17 protein-coding genes are annotated in these 19,549 nt (G+C 65.1%); all 17 read right to left on the bottom strand.

Annotated elements, in window-relative coordinates; all coding sequences use genetic code 11:
- Positions 1–14 precede the first annotated feature (14 nt).
- Complete coding sequence (locus EPN51_RS20480) at positions 15–2,111, bottom strand: acyl-CoA dehydrogenase family protein (protein WP_293046129.1); 2,097 nt, start codon at positions 2,109–2,111, stop codon at positions 15–17.
- Entirely contained in the window at positions 2,108–4,498 is a 2,391-nt protein-coding gene (locus tag EPN51_RS20475) for an acetyl-CoA acetyltransferase (RefSeq protein WP_293046127.1), read from the bottom strand. Before EPN51_RS20475 ends, EPN51_RS20480 begins: the two co-directional genes overlap by 4 nt.
- 7 nt (positions 4,499–4,505) lie before the next feature.
- Entirely contained in the window at positions 4,506–5,639 is a 1,134-nt protein-coding gene (locus EPN51_RS20470; protein ID WP_293046124.1) for a nitronate monooxygenase family protein, read from the bottom strand.
- A 97-nt stretch (positions 5,640–5,736) separates the two neighbouring features.
- A complete protein-coding gene (locus tag EPN51_RS20465; RefSeq protein WP_293046122.1) occupies positions 5,737–5,934 on the bottom strand; it encodes a ferredoxin in 198 nt (65 codons plus the stop codon).
- Between the two features lie 32 nt (positions 5,935–5,966).
- Positions 5,967–7,154 (bottom strand): thiolase family protein, encoded by a 1,188-nt coding sequence (locus EPN51_RS20460; RefSeq protein WP_293046119.1) that lies wholly within the window; start codon positions 7,152–7,154, stop codon positions 5,967–5,969.
- Positions 7,151–7,567 carry an OB-fold domain-containing protein gene (locus tag EPN51_RS20455; RefSeq protein ID WP_293046117.1) on the bottom strand — a complete coding sequence of 139 codons (417 nt, stop codon included), beginning with the start codon at positions 7,565–7,567 and terminating at the stop codon, positions 7,151–7,153. Before EPN51_RS20455 ends, EPN51_RS20460 begins: the two co-directional genes overlap by 4 nt.
- Before the next feature lie 42 nt (positions 7,568–7,609).
- Positions 7,610–8,347, bottom strand: a complete 738-nt coding sequence (locus tag EPN51_RS20450; protein WP_293046115.1) for an SDR family NAD(P)-dependent oxidoreductase — start codon at positions 8,345–8,347, stop codon at positions 7,610–7,612.
- Positions 8,344–9,318 carry a hypothetical protein gene (locus EPN51_RS20445; protein ID WP_293046114.1) on the bottom strand — a complete coding sequence of 325 codons (975 nt, stop codon included), beginning with the start codon at positions 9,316–9,318 and terminating at the stop codon, positions 8,344–8,346. The genes EPN51_RS20450 and EPN51_RS20445 overlap by 4 nt, the downstream gene beginning before the upstream one ends.
- Position 9,319: 1 nt before the next feature.
- Positions 9,320–10,414: a hypothetical protein gene (locus EPN51_RS20440; protein WP_293046113.1), complete on the bottom strand. Its 1,095-nt coding sequence runs from the start codon at positions 10,412–10,414 to the stop codon at positions 9,320–9,322.
- Complete coding sequence (locus EPN51_RS20435; protein WP_293046111.1) at positions 10,414–11,529, bottom strand: hypothetical protein; 1,116 nt, start codon at positions 11,527–11,529, stop codon at positions 10,414–10,416. Before EPN51_RS20435 ends, EPN51_RS20440 begins: the two co-directional genes overlap by 1 nt.
- Positions 11,508–12,689 carry an amidohydrolase family protein gene (locus tag EPN51_RS20430; RefSeq protein WP_293046110.1) on the bottom strand — a complete coding sequence of 394 codons (1,182 nt, stop codon included), beginning with the start codon at positions 12,687–12,689 and terminating at the stop codon, positions 11,508–11,510. Before EPN51_RS20430 ends, EPN51_RS20435 begins: the two co-directional genes overlap by 22 nt.
- A gap of 508 nt (positions 12,690–13,197) precedes the next feature.
- Positions 13,198–13,986, bottom strand: a complete 789-nt coding sequence (locus EPN51_RS20425; protein WP_293046107.1) for an FCD domain-containing protein — start codon at positions 13,984–13,986, stop codon at positions 13,198–13,200.
- Positions 13,987–14,986: 1,000 nt separating this feature from the next.
- A complete protein-coding gene (locus tag EPN51_RS20420) occupies positions 14,987–15,895 on the bottom strand; it encodes an alpha/beta hydrolase family protein (protein WP_293046106.1) in 909 nt (302 codons plus the stop codon).
- A 37-nt stretch (positions 15,896–15,932) separates the two neighbouring features.
- On the bottom strand, positions 15,933–16,655 hold the full coding sequence (locus EPN51_RS20415; protein WP_293046103.1) for a CAP domain-containing protein: 723 nt from the start codon (positions 16,653–16,655) through the stop codon (positions 15,933–15,935).
- A 57-nt stretch (positions 16,656–16,712) separates the two neighbouring features.
- Positions 16,713–17,381 carry a hypothetical protein gene (locus tag EPN51_RS20410; protein ID WP_293046101.1) on the bottom strand — a complete coding sequence of 223 codons (669 nt, stop codon included), beginning with the start codon at positions 17,379–17,381 and terminating at the stop codon, positions 16,713–16,715.
- Between the two features lie 35 nt (positions 17,382–17,416).
- Complete coding sequence (locus tag EPN51_RS20405) at positions 17,417–18,115, bottom strand: mammalian cell entry protein (protein WP_293046099.1); 699 nt, start codon at positions 18,113–18,115, stop codon at positions 17,417–17,419.
- Complete coding sequence (locus tag EPN51_RS20400) at positions 18,079–19,548, bottom strand: MlaD family protein (RefSeq protein WP_293046096.1); 1,470 nt, start codon at positions 19,546–19,548, stop codon at positions 18,079–18,081. Before EPN51_RS20400 ends, EPN51_RS20405 begins: the two co-directional genes overlap by 37 nt.
- Between the last annotated feature and the right edge of the window lies 1 nt (position 19,549).

Here is a 19,549-nt window from a genome sequence, read left to right as displayed (position 1 = left end):
CTTTCGTTAGTCGGCTAGCGGGGCAGGCCCAGGCCACGGGCGATCAGCCCGCGCTGGACATCGTTGGTGCCGCCGCCAACCACGTACATGATCGATTGCCGAAGCCCGTATTCAAAGGCCCCGCCGCCGGGAATGTCGTTCTCGCCCGAGCCGCGACTCAACGCGGCGGACGGACCGAAGATCGCCAAGGTAGCCTCACCGAAGTCCTCGGCGAGGTCGCCCCCCATCACCCCAGCCATCGCGGCGTCGAACATCGCGCCGATGTCGGTCGAGCTGGCCTGCACGGCGGCGGTTACCAGCGCCCGGGTGGCTTGGACTCGCACCGCGAGGTCCGTGATCGATGCGCGCTTCGCCGAGCCTCGCGCGCCGACCAGGCCCACCGGGTCGGGGCCGACGAAGTCGAGCAGATCGTCGAGTTGGCGATGCATGGATGCGGCGATGTTGCCCATTGTGATTCGTTCGCCGGCAAGGGCGTCCACGATGACCGACCAGCCGCCGTTCACCTCACCGACGCGCGCGGAATCGGGCATCCGCACGTTGTCGTAGAAGACGGTGCACGACACCTCACCGGAGAGCGCGGTGTGCTGCTGAATCGTCACACCCGGTGTGTCCATGCGAAAGAGGAACACGGTGATGCCCGCGTGGCGGGGCTGGGCGTCGGGATCGGTCCGCGCGGCCAGCCAAACCCAGTCGGAGACATGCCCACCCGTGGTCCACAGCTTTTGGCCGTTGATCACCCACTCGTCGCCGTCGCGGACCGCGCGGGTGCGCAGCGACGCGAGATCGGAACCGGCCTCGGGCTCCGAGTAGCCCAGGCAAAAGTTCATCTCGCCCGCACGGATGATCGGAAGAAACTTCTGTTTCTGCTCCTCGCTGCCGTGCCTCAGGATCGACGCGCCCAGCAGCATCACCGATCCCAGCGGCTTCGTCGCTCCGACCCGGTTGTACGTGGTCTCCTCGTTGAGCACCACCTGCTCGGCCAGTGAGGCATTGCGACCGCCGTATTCGGCGGGCCAGCCGAAGCCGAACCACCCGTTGTCCGCCATGCCGTGGATCATGTCGGTATCGATGTTCATCGGTGTCGGCGCCTTGTCCCGGCCGCCGTGCTCGGCGATGAACTGGAGGTACTCGGCGCGGAAGGCTTCGCCGGTTTCCCCGAGATCCGCTGCAGGCAGCCGAGATTCGGTCTCCACCAGTACGTCGCCCACGGACCCCTGGGCCAGCGCGACCGTCGACAGCAAAGTGACGTCGCTGTGCACCCGCCGGAACAGCCACGGGGCGGGGTGTTCGTTGAAGTAGCCCATGGCGGCCAGCGTGTGGTGAGCGCCCAGTTGCACCTTGGGGGCGATCGCCGCGACGTGGGCTACGGCGATCTCAGCTGCCAACACCGCGCCGGTGCGGCCGTTGCGGAGTGCCGAAATAGCGTCCCCGAGAAGCAGGTTAGCCGATCTGATCTCGATCTGGCACTGCGCGGTGCGCTGCTGCACGGCGCCGAAGCTTCCGATCACCTTGCCGAATTGCTTGCGCGCTTTGGCATGTTCGAGGGCCAGTTCGTGGGCGTACTCGGCAGCGGCCAAAGCGCGTACGGCCTTGCCCAACCGTGTCAGCACCAGAGCCCGGTCGGCCCGGTCGCGGTCGATCTCGCGCTCCGCCACCGTCTCGCCCAGACTGACACGACTCCACGATGGCACGGCGAGGCCCGGCAGTGCCGTCTGCTCGGTGATAGCGCGCAGCCGCGCGACGCCGCCCTCGCTCGGTATCACCAGCACATGCGTGGCCGCGCCACCCGCGTCGATCGGGCCACTCGGGTCCGCGGTGAGGACCAGGCGCACCTCGCCGCTCGCGATGCCCGGCTCGTCGAACAGCTCGGTTGCCGCGTAGGTGTCCAGGACCGGGAGCGGACAGGCCGAGCGACCCAGCCGCCGCGTCGCGGCGACCGCGAGGTCGAGCGCCCCTGCGTCACCCAGTTCGAACCAGCCCTGTTCGGCGGCGGCCTCCCAAAGCTTGCCCACCTCACCGCTTTCGGCGGAGGTGGCATCACCCCAGATCTTTTCGATGACCCCGGCTACGGAATTCTCGAACGCGGCCAGTTCCGACGCGTCGTTGCTCATTGGTTCTTCCACTCCGGTTGGCGCTTCATCGCGAACGCGGTCATGCCCTCGATCGCGTCCGCGCTCGTCATCAGCTCGTCGACGATGTCGTTCGGCGCGGTCACCGCGTCGACCGTGTCGGCGATGCCGCGCGTTTGCTCCATCAGCTTCAGCGACAACCGCACCGATGTCGGCGAGGCGTCGAGGATCTCGGCCGCCAACTCCCGGGCGGCCGCCAGTGCCTGGCCCTCGGGAGCCACCCGGTTGACGACGCCCAGCTCCTTTGCCTCTTCCGCCCCGATGCGACGGCCGGTCAGAATCATCTCGTTGGCGACCTTTGGCGGAATCGATCGCGGCAACCGGATCACCCCACCGGCGCCGGCAATCAGCCCGACCTTGACCTCGCTCAGCGCGAACTTTGCGGACTCGTCGGCGACCACGAGGTGACAGGTCAGGGCGATCTCAAAACCACCGCCCATGGCGAACCCGTTGACCGCGGCGATCACCGGCTTGTGCATGTTTCGCCGACCGGTCAGCCCGCCGAAGCCGTTGAACGGCACATACATCGGCTTGCCGCTCGCGCTGTAAACCAGGTCATTGCCGGCGCAGAACGCCTTGCTTCCCTCTCCGGTGATGATCGCCGCCCACAGGTCACGATCAGCGAAGAACACGTCAAACACCTCGTCGAGTTCCTCGTGGGCCGGCGGGTGCAGACAGTTGCGCACATCGGGCCGGTTGATGGTGACCTCGAGTAGGTGCCCGTCGCAACGGACCTTGATGAACTCGTAGTCGTCGCGCAGAACGGCTGCGCGCGTGGGGAAAAGCGACGCAGCGGTCGCGTCCGAGCGCGTGACGCGGTTGCCGTATCCGAACGCGGTGACGTACACGCGTTCGCCGATGGGTTGCTCGGAGGTTTCCAGCACCGACAGCAACTCGACGTCCCCGTGGGCGACCTGGGACAGGAACCGCCCCCCACCGTCGTCGAGGCGCCCGATCACGATGCCGGTCTTCTGCCCGCCGCGGCCGTGCACCACGGTGTAGGCCTCGATGGTGGCCCAGCCGCTGGGGTGGGCGATGTGGGGCGGGAAGTCGAGGGCGTTGATCTCGTGCTGCAACTTGTCGCTGTTATCCGTCCGCAACTCAGCGGGTTTGGTGCCATAGATGCCCACCGACGTCTTCGAGACGACACCGCCGTTGGCCGACACCAACGCGTAACTTCCGGGCTTAGAACGGACTCGGCCCACCGCCTCGGCGATGGCGTGCATCGAGTAGTTGTTGCCGGCGCCGCCGAAGAACGGCAGGCCGCCGGTAAGGGTCAGGCCGCGCGGGTCGTCGGGTGAAAGCCCCAGCGTTTCCGTGATATTGGAGACCGCGATCGGGAAGCAGGAATAGAAGTCGAAAAAGCCGATGTCATCGAGCCTCAGGCCGGCGACCTCGAGGGCATGCCTGACCGCAGACACGGCGCCAGGCCCCTCTCCTAAGTTGGCACGCTCGAGCAGGTTTCGGTCGCGCAGGTCGGCCTGACCGTGCAGGAACACCCATTTGCTTTCATCGATCCCGATGCGGCGGGCCGATTCCACCGACATCAGCAGCACCGCGGCGCCCTGGTTCACCTGATCCCGGGCAACCATGAAGCGCGGGTAGGGGTCGGCGATCATCCGGTTGCGCTCGGTGACCGTGGCGAGCTCTTCGGCGCTGTGCTCATCGGGCGCCGCTGAAAATGGATTGGTGGCGGCCACTTTGGTGAATGGCGCGAACAGGGCGCCCATGGCGGCCGAGTACTTTTCCCGGGTCTCGCCCCGAACCGCCCGACGGGCGTTCTCCAGCAATGCGTACTGGGCGGGCGCGGTGGTGAGTCCGTGGGCCACCTGCTCCATGGTGACCAACCCGGCCAGGCCGAAACCGCGATCCTCGTACGTGGCGTCGGAATCCGACGGGTCGTCGGAGAAGTCGGGCTTGTTCTCCGACTTGGCGAGATGGCGAATGGTGGATATCGCCTCGGCTCCGGCCAGCAGGACGACGTTGACGTTTCCGGCGACAATCTCACGAGCGAACTCGGTGACCAGGTGTTGCGGTGACTGTCCCCCGGCGATCTCCAGGACCGCCCGCTTGGGGGTCGCACCGAGCCGGTTGCCGACCGAGACAGGGTATTTCGTCGACTTTCCCAGCGGCGCCGGTGCGCCGGGGGTCGAGTCCTCGAATTGGCGGGTGCATGCGATGGTGTCGATCGCCGCAATGACTTTCGGCGCGTCCGCACCGGCGTCCGCGACCGCCGCCTGTGCGGCGGTGACCGCGAGGTCGATCGGTGACAGGCCCCGGTAGTCGGTGTCGTCGACGCGTTCGGCGGCCTGCCCTACGCCCACAACAATCGGCGTTCGCGGGTCGAGGGTGATGGTCTCGGTTGTCATCGTTAGGTCAGCCCTCCAGTGAGCCCGCGAGGCGTTCTGCCGCATCCACGTAGTCCTCGATCATTTCGCGCACCACCTCACGAGCCGGCTTGACTTTGTCCATCAGACCAACGCCCTGACCCACCCAATAGGTGGCCAACTCCTGGGCTCCTGTGTTGCCGTTCTCGGCGAGAACGTCCAGCCGGCGCAGTACGTTCTCGGACACGACCGACTGCAACGGCATCGGCAGCGCGCCAGGCCCGCTGGCCTCGGCCGTCCACGCGTCCGTCCACGCCGATTTCAGTTGCCGCGACAGCTTTCCGGTGCGGCCCTTGGACCGGATCGTGTCCCGGGACGAGGCGCTCAGCATTTTCTCCACGGTGTAGGGCGCCGTCTCGGCCTCCTCGGTGGTCAACCAGACCGATCCCGTCCAGGCGCCCGCGGCGCCCAGCGCGATCGAGGCCGCCACCTGACGCCCCGTGACGATGCCCCCGGCGGCCAACACCGGCACGTCCCGGACCGGGCGGATGGCCTCGATCACCTCGGGCACAAGGACCATGGTCGTGACCTCGCCGCAGTGGCCGCCGGCCTCGGTGCCCTGCACCACCAGCACATCCACACCCGCGTTCACCTGCTTGATGGCGTGCTCCTTCGCGCCGACCAGCGCGGCGACCGGAACACCCTCGGCCTTGGCGCGGTCGATCATGAACTGCGGCGGAACACCGAGGGCGTTGGCCATCAGCTTGATGGGATGGCGAAACGACACATCAAGCAGCTCTTCGCCAATGGTGTCGGATACCCCTTGAATCATCCTGAACGGCTCGTCCCCTATCTCGTCAAGGGTCACCCCGTGCTCGGAGAGCAACTTGGCGACGTACTCGCGGTGCTCGGCGGGGACCATCGCGACGATCTGTTCGGTAGTCAGGTCCAGTCCCTTGCCCTCGAACTTCTCCGGGCAGACGATGTCGACCCCGTAGGGCTTGCCGCCGACGTGATCGTCGATCCAGGCCAGCTCGTGCTCGAGTTCCTCGGGGCTGTGCGACGACGCCCCAAGCACACCGAACCCGCCGGCGTTGGTCACGGCGGCGACTACGTCACGGCAATGACTGAAGGCCAGCAAGGGGAATTCGACGCCAAGCATGTCGCAAATGGGGGTTTTCACCTAGAACTCGATTCACTAGATCTTCGATTACCGACGGATACCGTCCGATACGGATAGCAGCTTAGGCTAGCTATTCGATTGTGACAAGCCCGCCTCGCTAGTCTTCGGTGATCGACAGGGCCTGGACCGGGCAGGCTTCGACGCCCATACGAACTAGGTCCTCCTGCCCGGGCGGCACGGGCTTGTCTTTGCCGATCGAGCTGTAGCCGTCGTCATCGAGGGTGAAGAACTCCGGTACCGTCGCCTCGCACATTCCGTGTGCCTCGCAGCGCGAGTTGTCGACACTGACCTTCATCGCATCCCTTCCCTTCCTTGATCGAATTCCCATTACCGATTGCAAGTGAGTAGCAGCACACCGCCCAGGTATCCGCCGCCCGCGGCCACCACCGCGACCTCAGGCTGGCCGGGAACCTGGCGCTTCCCACCCACCCCGCGCAGCTGGACACAGGCCTCGTGCAGGTGGCCGAACCCGTGCAGCCTCCCGGCCGACAGCTGGCCGCCCCCCGTGTTGAGCGGGAGTTCGCCCGTGCGCGCAATCCGCTTGCCGGCGGCCACAAATGGGCCCGCCTCCCCCTTGCCGCACAATCCGAGGGCTTCCAGCCAGATCAGCGTCAAGATCGAGAAGCCGTCATACAACTGGGCGATGTCGACGTCCTTGGGCGTCAGTGTCGTCCTAGACCACAGTGACTCCGAGGCGTCCTGCGCCGCCATCGACGTCAGATCGGCATGCTGGTCCCAGTACGGTCGGCCATGCAATGCGGCACCCACCGCTTCGATGCGGACGGGATGTGCCGCGAGATCGGTTGCGGCGCCGGCGGCGGAGACGATCACCGCGGTGGAGCCGTCGACCGGGATGTCGCAGTCGAACAGGCACAGCGGCTCGGAGATCATGCGCGCGTTCAGATAATCGTCGATGCTCATCGGATCCTTCAGCACCGCTTTGGGATTCAGGGCGGCATTGGCGCGCAGCGTGGTGGCCAGGCCGGCGACCTGCTCACGCGTGGTGCCGAATTCGTGGAAGTGACGGGTGGCAAGCAGGCCCGCCCAGTTGGTGGCCGAGACCGCGCCGAACGGCACCATCCATTGATGCGAGCCCTCGACGCGCTCGCCGCCGGATCCGATCACCGATGCGCGTCGGCCTGCCGTCTGCGCGGTGCTCTCCCACACGGTGCGGAAACACAGGACGTGGGTGGCCAGCCCGGCGCGAATCGCCGCCACCGCGTTGATGATCGCGCCGAGTTGACCGGCGGTTTCGCTACCGCCCGAGAACCACTCGAGGTTGAGGCCGAGCGCGTCCTTGACGTCCCACACGCCCGCCCCGGTGAAGCCGGGAGCGGGTCCCGATCCACCCGGCCACGTCGAGATCCCGTCGATCTGGGACCGATCGAGACCCGAGTCGGCGAGCGCACCGAGCACCGCCTCGATGGTCAGGGACAAACCGGAGCGACCCAACCGCCGACCGACCTCGGATTGCCCGATCCCGCTGATTACCGTGCCGGTGCCTTCGTCGCTCATCGTTGATCCCGCTCGGGGCCGAACAGCGGCAGCCAGACGTCGTCGGCCTCTTCGAATCGAACACTGACCCGCATGCCGATCGATGCCTCCTCCGGTTCGACGTCCACCAGGCGCGACGTCAGCCGCAGCTCCGGGTCGTCATCCAGAGCGATCACCGCGATGACGTACGGCGGCGGCAGCGAGGGCAACCACGGCTGACGGTTGATCGTGTAGGTCAACACGGTGCCGCGGCCGCAGGACGCCTCGGGTGTCACGTCGGTGCTCAGGCAGAACCTGCACACTGGGACCGGCGGGTGCAGCCAGCGCCGACACGCGCCACACCGGCAGATGAGCAGCTCGCCCGCCGCGCCTCCGGTCCAAAACGGCGTGTTGCCGGGATCCAACGCCGGCAACGGAGCCTTAGCTTCTGACATCACCAATCTCCTTGCTTTAAAGGATATTTCAACAGATAAGCCTCATGGCGATCGCTGACCGACGGGCCGCAACACCACCGTGTTCAGCGCGACGTTGTCCGGTCTGCTCAATACAAACGCCACCACCTCGGCGACCTCCTCCGCCGTGAGGGGGGTGAAGTCCGATCCCATCGTTCCATGGCGGCCGCCGGGTTCGAGTCGCGCGTTCTGCCCGATATCGGTGTCGACCCGTCCCGGTTCCAGCAGGCACACCCGGATCCCGCGGGAACCCAGTTCCAGCCGAAGCGATTCCGCTGCGGCCGCGACCGCAGTCTTCGAGGCGGCATAGATCCCGGTCGCTTCCGAGGGCCGGTGCGCGGCCGTCGAGCCAACTAGCACGACGTCAGCGGGCGCGGCGGCGACGTGGTCGAGGCAGTAACGTACGGTGCTCAGGCACGCGACCACGTTCAGCTCGATGAACTCACGCCAGACAGCCGGATCACCGGTGGCGATGTGGCCCATGTGGGCCGCACCGGCGTTCGCCACTACCGCGTCGATGCCGCCCATGGCTGCGGCCGCCTCCGCGACTGCGGCTTGTAGTTGCGTCTGGTCCGTGACATCGCAGAGGACCGCTGATGCGCGATCGCCCAACTCCGACACCAACTCTGACAACCGATCAGCCCGCCTCGCCAGCAGCGCGGCGACGCCACCCGCGGCCACGACGCGCCGGGCCACGGCCGCTCCGATGCCGGTGGATGCCCCGGTCACCAGGACGCGGCGACCGATCAGGTCGCCGCTCAACTGCGGCCGTCGTTGAAGGCGTCGATCCAGCCGAATGATGCGACGACGGAGCGCTTTTCGCCGGCCCGTGTACACCATCCGTCGGCCGGGCGGTAGTGCGGGTCGGCCGCGTAGCCGGGCATCACCCCGTCGGCATGCGCCTGCCACACCCAGTCCTCGCCGTCGATAATGTAGTCGACCCGCGTGGGAAACTCGTCGTCGCCGAAGCTGGGCCTGCCCGTCACATCGCGCGTCAGCTTGAACGGGCCGTCCTGGTTGGCCATGATGGCGAATCCCCAGTCGTCACCGCCATGACACAGCTGGCCGACTTCGATTGTCCCGTCGTCGTACTCGACGCCCATGGTGAACCACGCCACCTCCAGGCGCTGGAAGTACGGCGTCTGCCGCCAGACCGTTCCGGGCACCAGGTGTTGCTGATCGACGGAAAAAAATCCCTCCACCTGCTGGCCGAGCAGCGTTCCGGCTGCCCGCAGGATGTGCGACACGTAGAGGTCGCCGGCCTCGCGGCCTGGGTCATACCACTGCAGTCCGCAGTCACCGACGATCCGGCCCTCGACGCGCATCACGTCGCCCTCGTCCCATACCGTCGTCTCTCGCGTCATCTCCAGGCTGAACGGCTCACCCAAGCTGCCCTTTACCGACGACGGCCGGATGCGAAATCCGCTGTCGTCGGCCTGGTACCGCAGGGTGCCCCCGCGCATCGTCTCGGCGGCCCGGGGGTGTGCAGCAAGGTTCTGGCCGTCCGAGGCGTTGAGCACCAAGCCGGCGCTGAGTTCGCCACTGATCTTGCGCAACACCGTGTATCGGCGTCCCGCCTGGTCGGCGAAGCCGCCGTACAGGTAGGTGCCGTCTTGAACGAGGTGGTGGTAGCGAAACGTCGGCAGCATGTCCGCGAAGTCGATCTCAACCGCCGACAGGACCGCCTGATGGTTGAAGTCACCGCGGCGTTGCTTGGCAAGCGAAATCGGCATGTCAGCCTCCCGCCTGGCGCGCGTGCAGGTGGGGGGAGATCGTCCAGTTGTCGTCCTGGTGACGGCCACCGATGTTGCGGCACCCGGTGACGGCCAGCTCGAACGGGGTGCGGATGCCCGGCTCGGCGGCGATCAGGGCCGGCAGGATGTTGATGTTGTACATCGCGGTGCCGAACAGCGCGGGGCGGTCCTGCTTTCCCGCTGGGTCGCGCAGGCTCAAATGCAGATCATAGTCTGGTATGCCACGGATTTCGACCCCGTAGCCCTGTTGATGGCGCCAGTGTTCGGCGATGTCGCGGCGCAGCCGGTTGACGTGTTCGATTCTGAACCGCTCCACTCCGTCGACGGCGCCGGTGAGGCCGAATCGGATCGCGGCGATCGCCCCGGTCTCGACACGCTTGGCGGGGACGTCGAAAGGCTCTGTGCAGCGGAAGCTTTCGTGAAACTCCTCCACCTGCACGTTCGGGAATCCGAATGCGTCGGCCAGCCCCCGCAGCGAGGATCCCCAGGTGCGGTCCAGCACTCCGGCGCGGTAGAAGCGGCTGGCGGACGTATCCATGGCGCCCAGGCCCAGATCGTCGAGGCGCCACAGCGGGAGCGGGTCGTAGTCGCGTACCTCGTAGACGGTGAGGTGATCGATGCGTTCGCTTACCGCCGACAGCACGAAGGGCAGCAACTGGGTGGAGAAGCCGGGATCGATGCCCCCGTACATGATCGACGCGCCCCCTGCCAACGCCGCCTCTTCGATGGGCTCACGGATCTCCGGCGGACACGACGGCGGGTGCAGCAGCTCGGGGATCCCCAAATATGCGATGTCGATTCCGGCTCGCAGGTAGGGCAGGACGGGTTCGTAGCTACGGCTCTTGCCGCAATAGAGGAGCGCGTCGGGCCGCTGTGCCAGGACCTCGTCCAGCGACGTCGTCAGCAAGGCGCCGCACGACTCCCAGCCGATCAACTCCGCGGCGTCCTTGCCCGCCTTGTCCAGGGAAAAGGTCTGCACCGCACAGAGCGTCATGTCGGGCCGGCTGAGGACACCCCGGATGGCGTAGTGGCCGACGTCGCCCATTCCGCACAGGGCAACCCTGAGATCGCTCATCACGCCTCCGTCTTGGTGTTCCGGATGGTGTCTCGCCCCGTGATCAATGGCAGATCGAGGGGACTGTACATACCCGGATCTGCCGCGCAGACAACGGGAATGGCGTTGATCGCACGCATCACGGTCGCCAGTACGCCCTGTTGGGTGGCGTCGAGGTCGTGTCCGCCGAGGGCGACGTCAACGTCGATGTCGGGGCGACCGGAGATCCGGATACGTGTGGTGCGGCGTCGGGGGTCGACCGGCCGCGGCCAGTCCGGCGCGACCTCGTCGAGCAACCGGTAGCAGTGCTCGATGACGAACAGCGGCTGGCCCCCGACTTCACCGATCACCTCGAAACGCAGTGCCGCGGCCTCGTCTGGGCCGTATGTCCCCGCTGGGACGGTGAATTCGTGTCCAGCGGACGCGATTTCACGCTTCTCGTATACGCGGCCGAGCGTGACACCGAGACCGTCGGCGAGCATCGTCATCGGGCCCAGCCAGTTGTGCGCGATGGTCCCGGACACGTATCGCTGCGCATCGGTCGTCACGTCGCTGCCCAGCCCGGAACGCCACCGGCCGCCGCGGTAGCTGCCGACGTTCATGGCCTCCTGCACATGGATGCGGGTGATGTCGCGCGACAAACTGGTCAGGTGTAACACCAGGGCATCGGCCATGAAACCCGGTTCGACGCCGGTGCAAAAAAACGACGATCTGCCGGTCTGGCAAGCGGTTTCGATGCGATCGTGCACCTCCTGCCCGTCGCCGGCCGGATGAACCAACAACGGGTGGGTCGTGGTGACGACGTTGCACCCGGCGGCCAGGATCATGCAGAAGTCGTTGATGACGTCGTGGTGGCGGCCCCGGTCGGTGGCCATGTAGCTGACGCAGTCGGGGGTGGCCGCCAGCGCGGATTCACGGTCGTTGGTGATGGTCACGCCGATCGCATGATCTGCCCCCACCAGCCGTCCGGCGTCTTCGCCGGACAACTCGGGCTTGTGCGCCCATACCCCGACGAGGTCGAGGCCCGCCACTTCCAGGATCGCCTGCAGCGCAACGGCTCCGGTGTTACCCGTACCCCACTGAACGACCCGGACCGGCTTCTGGCTGGCGCCGGCTATGACGCCCAGGGTCGCCATCCGAGCAATTCGCAGGCGTTGAGCTCGGCGATGCGGTGGGCTTCGTCATCGGGAACGTTGGCCAGCATCTCGGCCATACCCTTACGCGAGTGGGGCCAGCGAGAATCCGAATGCGGGTAGTCGCATTCCCAGGTCAGCCGGTCCACGCCGATGCGGTGACGGAAGTCGATGCCGGCTTGGTCGACGATGAAGCACCCCCACACGTTCTTCGAGAACAGCGTCGACGGTCGCGTCTCGGTGTCCACGTGGGCATACCAGCGATGCTTGTCCCATACCTGATCGATGCGCTCAAGCATGTAGGGCAGCCAACCCGTGCCACCCTCGGCCAGCGCCACCTTCAGGTCGGGGAAGGCGTGAAACGTCCGCGAGAACAGCAGATCGGCCAGCGTGCCCATCGAGTTCAGCCCCATCTGGGAGACCACCACCGGCGTGGGGGCGTCCGGGCTGACATACGGCGTACGCGAGCTCGTACCGAAATGCAGCATCAACGGCATCCCGCTTTCCTGCGCGATCGACAACACCGGATCCCAGTGCTCGGTGTGGAACGACGGCAACCCCAGCGGCGACGGGTTCTCGGGGAAGCAGATCGCGCGCGCTCCCAGCCCGATCACCCGGTGCAGCTCCGCCACACACAGTTCCACGTCCCATAGCGGCAGAATAGTAAGGGGCACAAAGCGATCCGGCGCGGTACCACACCATTCCTGCAGCATCCAGTCGTTCCAGGCCCGCACACAATCCAGGGCCATCTCGCGGTCGGGCCCCTCCAGGAACCGGGTACCGGCGAACCGGGCGAAGCTGGGGAAGCACAGGTGCGCCCACACCCCGTCTTCGTCCATATCCTTGAGCCGCTCAACGGGGTCGTAGCAGCCGGGGCGCATGTCGTCGTAGCGGGCCGGCTCCACATCCCAGGTCCGCGGATCCTTGCCCGCCACCGCGTTCAGCCCGATCTGCGGGTAACTCTTGCCCGCGTACACCCAGGACTGCACTCGACCGTGTGCGGTGGCCCCCAGTTGCAGCCGCGCCGCGTCGACCTCGACCTCTTCCACATGGGGAATCTCGCCCCGGTCGTACTTCGCGGGCATCCGCGACGTCCACACATCCGCCGGCTCGATCGCATGATCGTCCACCGATACCAACTTCATCCAATCCTGAAGCGGCATAATATAACTCCTTTCACCGCAGCGGGCTTAGTGCCGCTCAGCAAACTGAAAATCAATAGCTACGCGGTCGTGGTCAGCGGCTTTGGCTGTCGCCTGAGAACACCCACCGCGTGCCACGCGAGCAGGCTGGGCAAGAAAGCAGAGACGTAGATCGCTCAAGGCGAGGGTGTTTGTCGCACGCATCCGCGATTCGCCCGTCTTCCGCTTGTCTTTCATTGGCGAATGTAGGCGTTATTGCGGCGTTGTGTCAATCCTCTGAAGTAAGATTCTTTATATTCTTCGATATCCCCTGCGACCGCCCGGCCGCCAGCAGCCGACACGGGTTATCGGCTCCGGCCGTGTTCGACCGATCGGATGCGCGGCCCCAACTGTTCACCAAATATCCGGGGTGTGGCCCGAGCTGCTTCTCGGGCGCGTATGAGGCAACCGCAGTTAGTTATCTGGCGCGCCCCCGGTCAATAGCGAGGGCCCCTCGCGAAGCGGCTCCGCACGTCAAGCGGAGTCGGCGCTAGTACAGCAAGTCGATGACGCGATCCTGCTTTTGGGTCTTCGCGACGTAGCGGCGCGCGCTCTTCATGTGATCGCGCCATGCGGCTTCGGCAGCTTCTCCGTCACCTGCGTGGATCAGTTCGGCGATTTTCTCGTAGCCTCGAAGGGCACGGCGGTTCGCGCGGCGCACCTCGTCGCTGTCCGGTCCGATTTCGGCCAAAGATTTCGTGAGCTCGCGTTCGACGATTTCAGAGAGCATGCCGATGACAGCGGTGAGAGTGTGATTCCCCGATAGCTGCACCAGTTTGACGTGGTACCGCACTCCCGCTTTGCTGAATTCGCGGGGATCATCGATGGCGGCCCTGACGTGTTCCAGTTCGGTATCAAGGTCTTTCAGCGCGTCTTTGGTGGCCGATTCGGCCAGCCGCCGCACGGCCGGCGGTTCGATGGTCAACCGTGCATCCCAAACGTCGCCGATCGTGGTGCCCGACAGCATCAAGATCATCCCGAACAGGTCCGCGACGGCGTCCGGGCCCGGCAGCGTGACCCGTGCCCCGCCGGGGGGACCGCGACGGATGGTGACCAGAGAATCGCCTTCCAGCAGCCTAAAAGCTTCCCGCAGGGTAGGGCGGGAAACCCCGAACCGCTCGATGAGCTCGGCCTCGGTGGGCAACCAGTCCCCGTCGACAAGCTCGCCTCGCGCGATCATCCGCCGGATCTGAGCCGCAACCTGATCCGACATCTTCATCGGACGGACACGCTCATGGCTACCGGCTAAGACGAAAGATTCTCTCCCGGCCACGAACACCCCTTCCGGCTCAGCTTGCCGAATGCCGAATCCACACGATACAGCAGATACAGCTGATCTAGTTGAGCTAGCTTCATGGCCTTCAGTGCACTCGTGTGTCCGCCATAGCCGCCGGTCTGCGCGGCGCGATGTACCCCACACACCCCCGCTGTAGGCTCCCAAATCCGGTGTCATATCGCGGAGCCTTGACCTGCGGCGATCGCATGTGTCTCACACGGTGTCATCTGCGATCCGTTTCAAATTCGTGTCATTTCTTCGGAGCTCACCGATTAGGCGCGAACACGGGCGCCCCGCCGGCAAGCCAACCCAAGACGCCTGACGAATCGTTTCGTCACTATGACTCGTTCGCCCCTGCCCTGGCGTCTGCAAAGGGCCCGGGCGGACCGACGCACTTTGTGCAGTCCGCCCGCAGCTAGCACTTCACTTCTCGGCAGATCAGCGCAAGGCTGTTGGTATGGGGCTAATTCGGCGATGCGTTGGGCAATGGTGGCTTCGAGACGACAAAGATCGGAAAGCCGGCGGTGTCCTGGAGATCGACAATGGCACGGGACTCCGGCTCGAGGTCACAGACCGCCCAACGACAGTCCTTCACGGTCAAGCGACTTGATACCTAGTTCGGACTTGGACATCACAGTGATGTACCGATGCCGCTCATCGGTGTCTGGCCTTCCGGTGAACGTAGATTGCAGCCCCGCCCGGCCCGCAAATGCCGTCAAACCCGTCATGTCGACTGTCAGGCCGTTGGACACTGCGTCCGCATTATCCGGCCAAGTGGATTCCGACCATCGATACAACGGGCCACCGTCGTCACTGGTCAAACCGAGTTCACCAACGTGTCTCGACACCGCCAATGGTCGGTCGGCTGTTCGACGCGATGCCATGCTCTTATGACTACCACCACGCGGGACGCGATCCCCCTGGTCGGGCCTCCAGTCCTCAGCGGGGCCGAAATAGCTGCCCGCGGTGACGTCAGGATGGGTTGCCGCGCAGCGAAGAGGGCTTAGCGGATCGTCGCGACGACGTCACCGGACATGGCGCCCAACTGTCCGGACCACGAGCCCCAGCCGTTGTCGCCGCCGTCGGTGAAGTCGAAGTGGCCGTTGCGCCCGCTGACGCTGCGGTACTGTTGGTAGAACTCGAGGCCCATTCCTGTCACCTGGTCGGGGACGCCGAATACGGCCGCGGGATCACTGGCTCCGGACTTTGCGGAAAACACCCAAATGCGCGTGTTGTTCTGCGCCAGGAGCGCGGCATGCACCCACGGGTCGTGCCATTTCCACCGGCCCAACTGCGGAGCACCCCACATTCTGCTGCCGTCCACACCGCCGAATTGCTGCATACCGGCCAGGATGGCGCCGTTAGTGGTGGTGCTCGACGGGTATAAGAATCCCGACAGCGAACCGGCGTAGCCGAACCGGTCGGGGTGGAAGGCGGCTAATGCCATTGCGGCATAACCACCCTGAGAAGCACCCACGACGGCATGGCCACCTGGCTCCAGGCCCTTGTTGGCGGCCAGCCAGTCCGGCAGCTCACTGGACAGGAAGGTGTCCCACTGCTTGCTGCCGTCTTGCTCCCAGTTGGTGTACATGCTGTATGCCCCACCGGCCGGGGCCACCACCGAGATCCCCTTTCCGGCCAGCGTACTCATCGCGTTGCCCGCAGTGACCCAGTTGCTGACATTGGGGCCGGCGTCAAAAGCATCGAGCAGATAGACCGCGTGCGGACCGCCGGCCAGGAAGGCCACGGGGATGTCGCGGCCCATCGCCGCAGACGGGACCATCAGGCTTTCGTAGCCGGCCGCCCTTACTATCGCCGTAGTTCCCGCCGTCACGCTTGCACCGCCAAACCCGAGAGACAGGACGGCAACGCAGATCACTCGCACCACCGGTGACAACACCACGACCCCCATGTCAGCCTCCGTCGCCCAAATATGTTGCAGATAAGCATTATTGCGGCGGGTAGCCCGGCGACGGGCTCACGCCCCGCAGGATCCACGCGAACCACTGGTCTACTTTTTCCACCTCGTCGCTGGCGTCGTAGTCGGGGGTGGGATCCATGGCGACTGGGCCGCTGGCAAGTACGTCGAGGGGCTGTGGCAGCTGCCCGGGTTCCGCCGCCGGCTGTGCCGGCTGGTGACTCGCCGGTCGCTGATCCGGGTGACCATAGACGGCCACCACGACGGTGCGATTGAGGCTGTTTTCGGACCACACCCCGACTTGGCTGTTGGCGCAGTCGGTCATCGTCGCCTTCGCCGCAGGGTCGTTGAACCACTGCTTGAGAATGTCCATGCCATTGATGGCCATCGCCGGGTTGATCGCCACGGTTTCCGTGACCGCGCCGCGGTAGCCGGTGGCGTTTGCACGATCCTGGGGGTTGGAGCCGTCGGAGCCGATGTCCCCGTTTAGGTTCCGGTTGTTCATCAGATCGTCGGTGTGCCGTTGGGCAGCCAGCTGAAGCTGGGGGTTGCTGTTGACGTCGTGGTCGCAACCGGCCTGCCGCTGCGCGGTGTAGACGTTGGCGATGACACCGTCATTGAGTCGTTTGTTGTTCGGCACAAGGGTGTTGTTGTCATTGTCGCCGTGAGCGCTTGGCACGTTAAGAGCTGCCCCGACGATCAGAATCACCGGAACGGCCAACGTTGGCGCACGGCCGCGTAACGAGTGAATCATCCGGTATTCCTTTCTCTTTCAACCGTCCAGGCCGGCGGATGTTGTACCCGCCAGTCGCTAGATGGGCGTGAAATCGGAGATGAGCCAGCGGTCTTCGTGCTTGTCCATCGTGACTCGCACTGTTGACGCAGTGCTGGAGGGTGGATCATTGGCAACCGCAAGGCTCTGGTTGACGAAGACCATGACGACTGCGCGGCTCGGGCTTGCCGATACCGACGTTGCGGCGGGCACGGTCGCCGTCGCCGAGATCTTCCTTTCCTTGGAGCCCGGAATGACCACCTCGTGGGCCAGCCGGGTGTAAGCGTCACGGAAAGCGCCAGTAAGTCTGTCACGCGCCGCATCGAGATCATGATCAACCGATTCCGGGCTATAGGAAAGTATCTTGATTGTGCCTTCGGCGGCCGCCTGCACGGATTCAATTCGTGCGCTTTGCGTTTCGCGTGCACTGGCCTGTAGCCATTTGAGGTATCCGGTACCGCCCGCGGTCAGGAGCACAAACACCGGCAGCAGCCCGTACGCGACCATCCGCTTCCACCGGGCGCCGGCAACTTTCGCGTACGTCGCAGGATCGCTTGTTTCGGTGTCTGATGGTGGATCCTGCCGCTCGTCCTCAGCGGCAGAACATGCCTCGATGTTGTCAGCAGCGTCGGCGTCAAGGATTGCGGCGTCGTACACCTGATCCGGCGATGATGCCTCGTCGAGCGCATCGCAGCGGGTGTCATTCACCTCGTCAACGCTCCGCCGGCGACGACGCAATCCGATCACGGGACAAACCCCACATTCGCGACCTTCACTGTGTCGCCTACTTTCTGTACGTCGATGCGCATCCGCCAGTGCCGTGGCTGCTGGTCGCTGACGCCTTTGTTGGTGGTGTTCACCAGCATCGCCACCAACACGCGCGCCGAATTGGCGTTCACCGATTCCAAGCCCGCCTCGGTGATCTTGCCGTCGGTCTTGGCTTGCGCTTCCTTCACCACGTCGACGAACGCTGGGGCACGTTTGGAGAAGTCGTCGTAGAACTGCCCGGTCGATGACTCCAGGATTCGCTGGACGTCCGCGTCGGCTTCGGTGTAGTTGATGGTGGTCAGGTTCAGCGCGCCCTGTTTTCCGACGGCCAGGAACAGGCTGCGCGTCTTGTCTTGCTGGTGGTTCTGATAGACGTCGTAGCCGAACCATCCGGCCACACCGCCCAGCGCGAGCACGGTTACCAGCCCCACGACCAGCGCAAGTCGAACACCCTGATTAGGCTCGGGCGCACAGGCATTGGATCCGTCCGCGGATTCTGCGGCCTGGGCCTGCTCCTCGCCTTCACACTCTCCTTGGGTCGCGGCGGCGGCGCCGACCTCTTCCTCGACCGGGCCATGGTTGTCATCGAATTCCGGGACGGGTGCCCCCGGCTGCAGCAGCACGGCCGTCGAGCCGTTCATCGCGCGTTCTGCGGCATCAGCATGCTTTGCCACGTCTGCTCCCTTGGTCGGTGGTCAGCCAGGTCGGCCTGGGTATAGGTGCGTCCGTCCGGACCCAGGTAGGTGCCTGTCGCGGGGTCGTATTCAGCGGCGGCGACAGCCGGTATAGGTGGCGGGGCACCCGGCGCCGGCGATACCGAGCGCGGTGGGGTGCCGGGCGGCATCTGCGGAATGTCTTGGCCCGACAGAGTGCTGTTGGGGTCGCCTTTCCAGTTGTCGCCCTCGTTCAGCGGTATGTAGGGGTCCTTGCTCTCGCACAGTTTCACGGTCGGCGCTCGCTTGCCGGGAACTGTCTCGCAGGGAATGTTGCGCGCGCCGCGCACATCGAACATCGCGTCTTGGGGTATGCGGCAATATAATTCACCCGCTGGGCGACCCGGAGCGTCGACGAAGGAGGCGTCGCGCCGTTGCTGTGCGGGCAGGAAGCCGGTGGTGCACGGGTGCGGCAGGTTGAGGTTCAAATGGAAACTCAGGTAGATGCTGCGATAGGCGGACTTGAGATCTTGATCCGGCACGCCGCTGCCCTGGATGTCGGCGATGCCCACTGGCAGCAGGACCAGTAGCTGTTCCAGGTCATTCTGGTAGGTGACCGCGACCTGTCCGACGCTCACCAGGTTGGCCAGCAACGTTGGCAGCGTTGGGTTCAGCCGGTCGAATAATGCTCGCGCTTGATCCGCTGCGGCCGGACCGTTGTCGAGGACGCCGGCGACGGCGCGGTCTTTGTTCTTGAGTTCGCCGGTGATGGTGGCCAGGTGTTTGGCCCACCCCTGCACGGCATCGCTAGTGTCGGTCTGGGTGTCCAGCACCGGTTTGCTGCCATCAATCAGCGCGGTGATGTCATCGATGTTCTTTTGTGCGTCGATGGCCAGTGAGGTGGATCCCTTAACAAAGCGGGTGAATTCGGGGCTCAGGCCGCCCAGTGCGGTGTAGCTTTCGTCGACCACAGTTTTGAGGTTGTCGTTCGGGATGGCCTGCAGGCCGTGGTTGGCGGAGTTGAGCAGATCGTTGATGTCGGGAGGAACCGACGTCTGGCTACGCGGTATCACGTCGCCGTTTTTCAGCGGCGGCGACGTGGCGTTGCGCGGCAGTAGCGCAACGTATTGCTCACCGACGGCCGTCTGACTGTGCACCTCGGCATCGAGATCCGAAGGGATGGGAATCCCTGATCTCAGCGCTAATTCGGCCTCGACTCCGCTGTCGGTCAGATGTACCGAGGTGACCCGACCTACCTCGGTCCCGCGATAGGTGACGTTGCCGGTGGGATACAGGTTGGCTGCTTCCGGCAACTCCATCTTGACGTCGTAGTGACCGACGCCGAACAGGAGGGACGGCAAGTTCATGTAGCCAAAACCGATGATGCCGATCGCGACCACAGCGACCACAGCGAAGATCGCCAGTTGGATCCTGATCTTTCTGGTGAGGTTCATG

It is taken from the genome of Mycobacterium sp. (assembly GCF_004298145.1).
Lineage (GTDB): Bacteria > Actinomycetota > Actinomycetes > Mycobacteriales > Mycobacteriaceae > Mycobacterium.
Note: the sequence above shows the minus strand (reverse complement) of the source record. Positions and strands in the feature narration are given on the sequence as shown.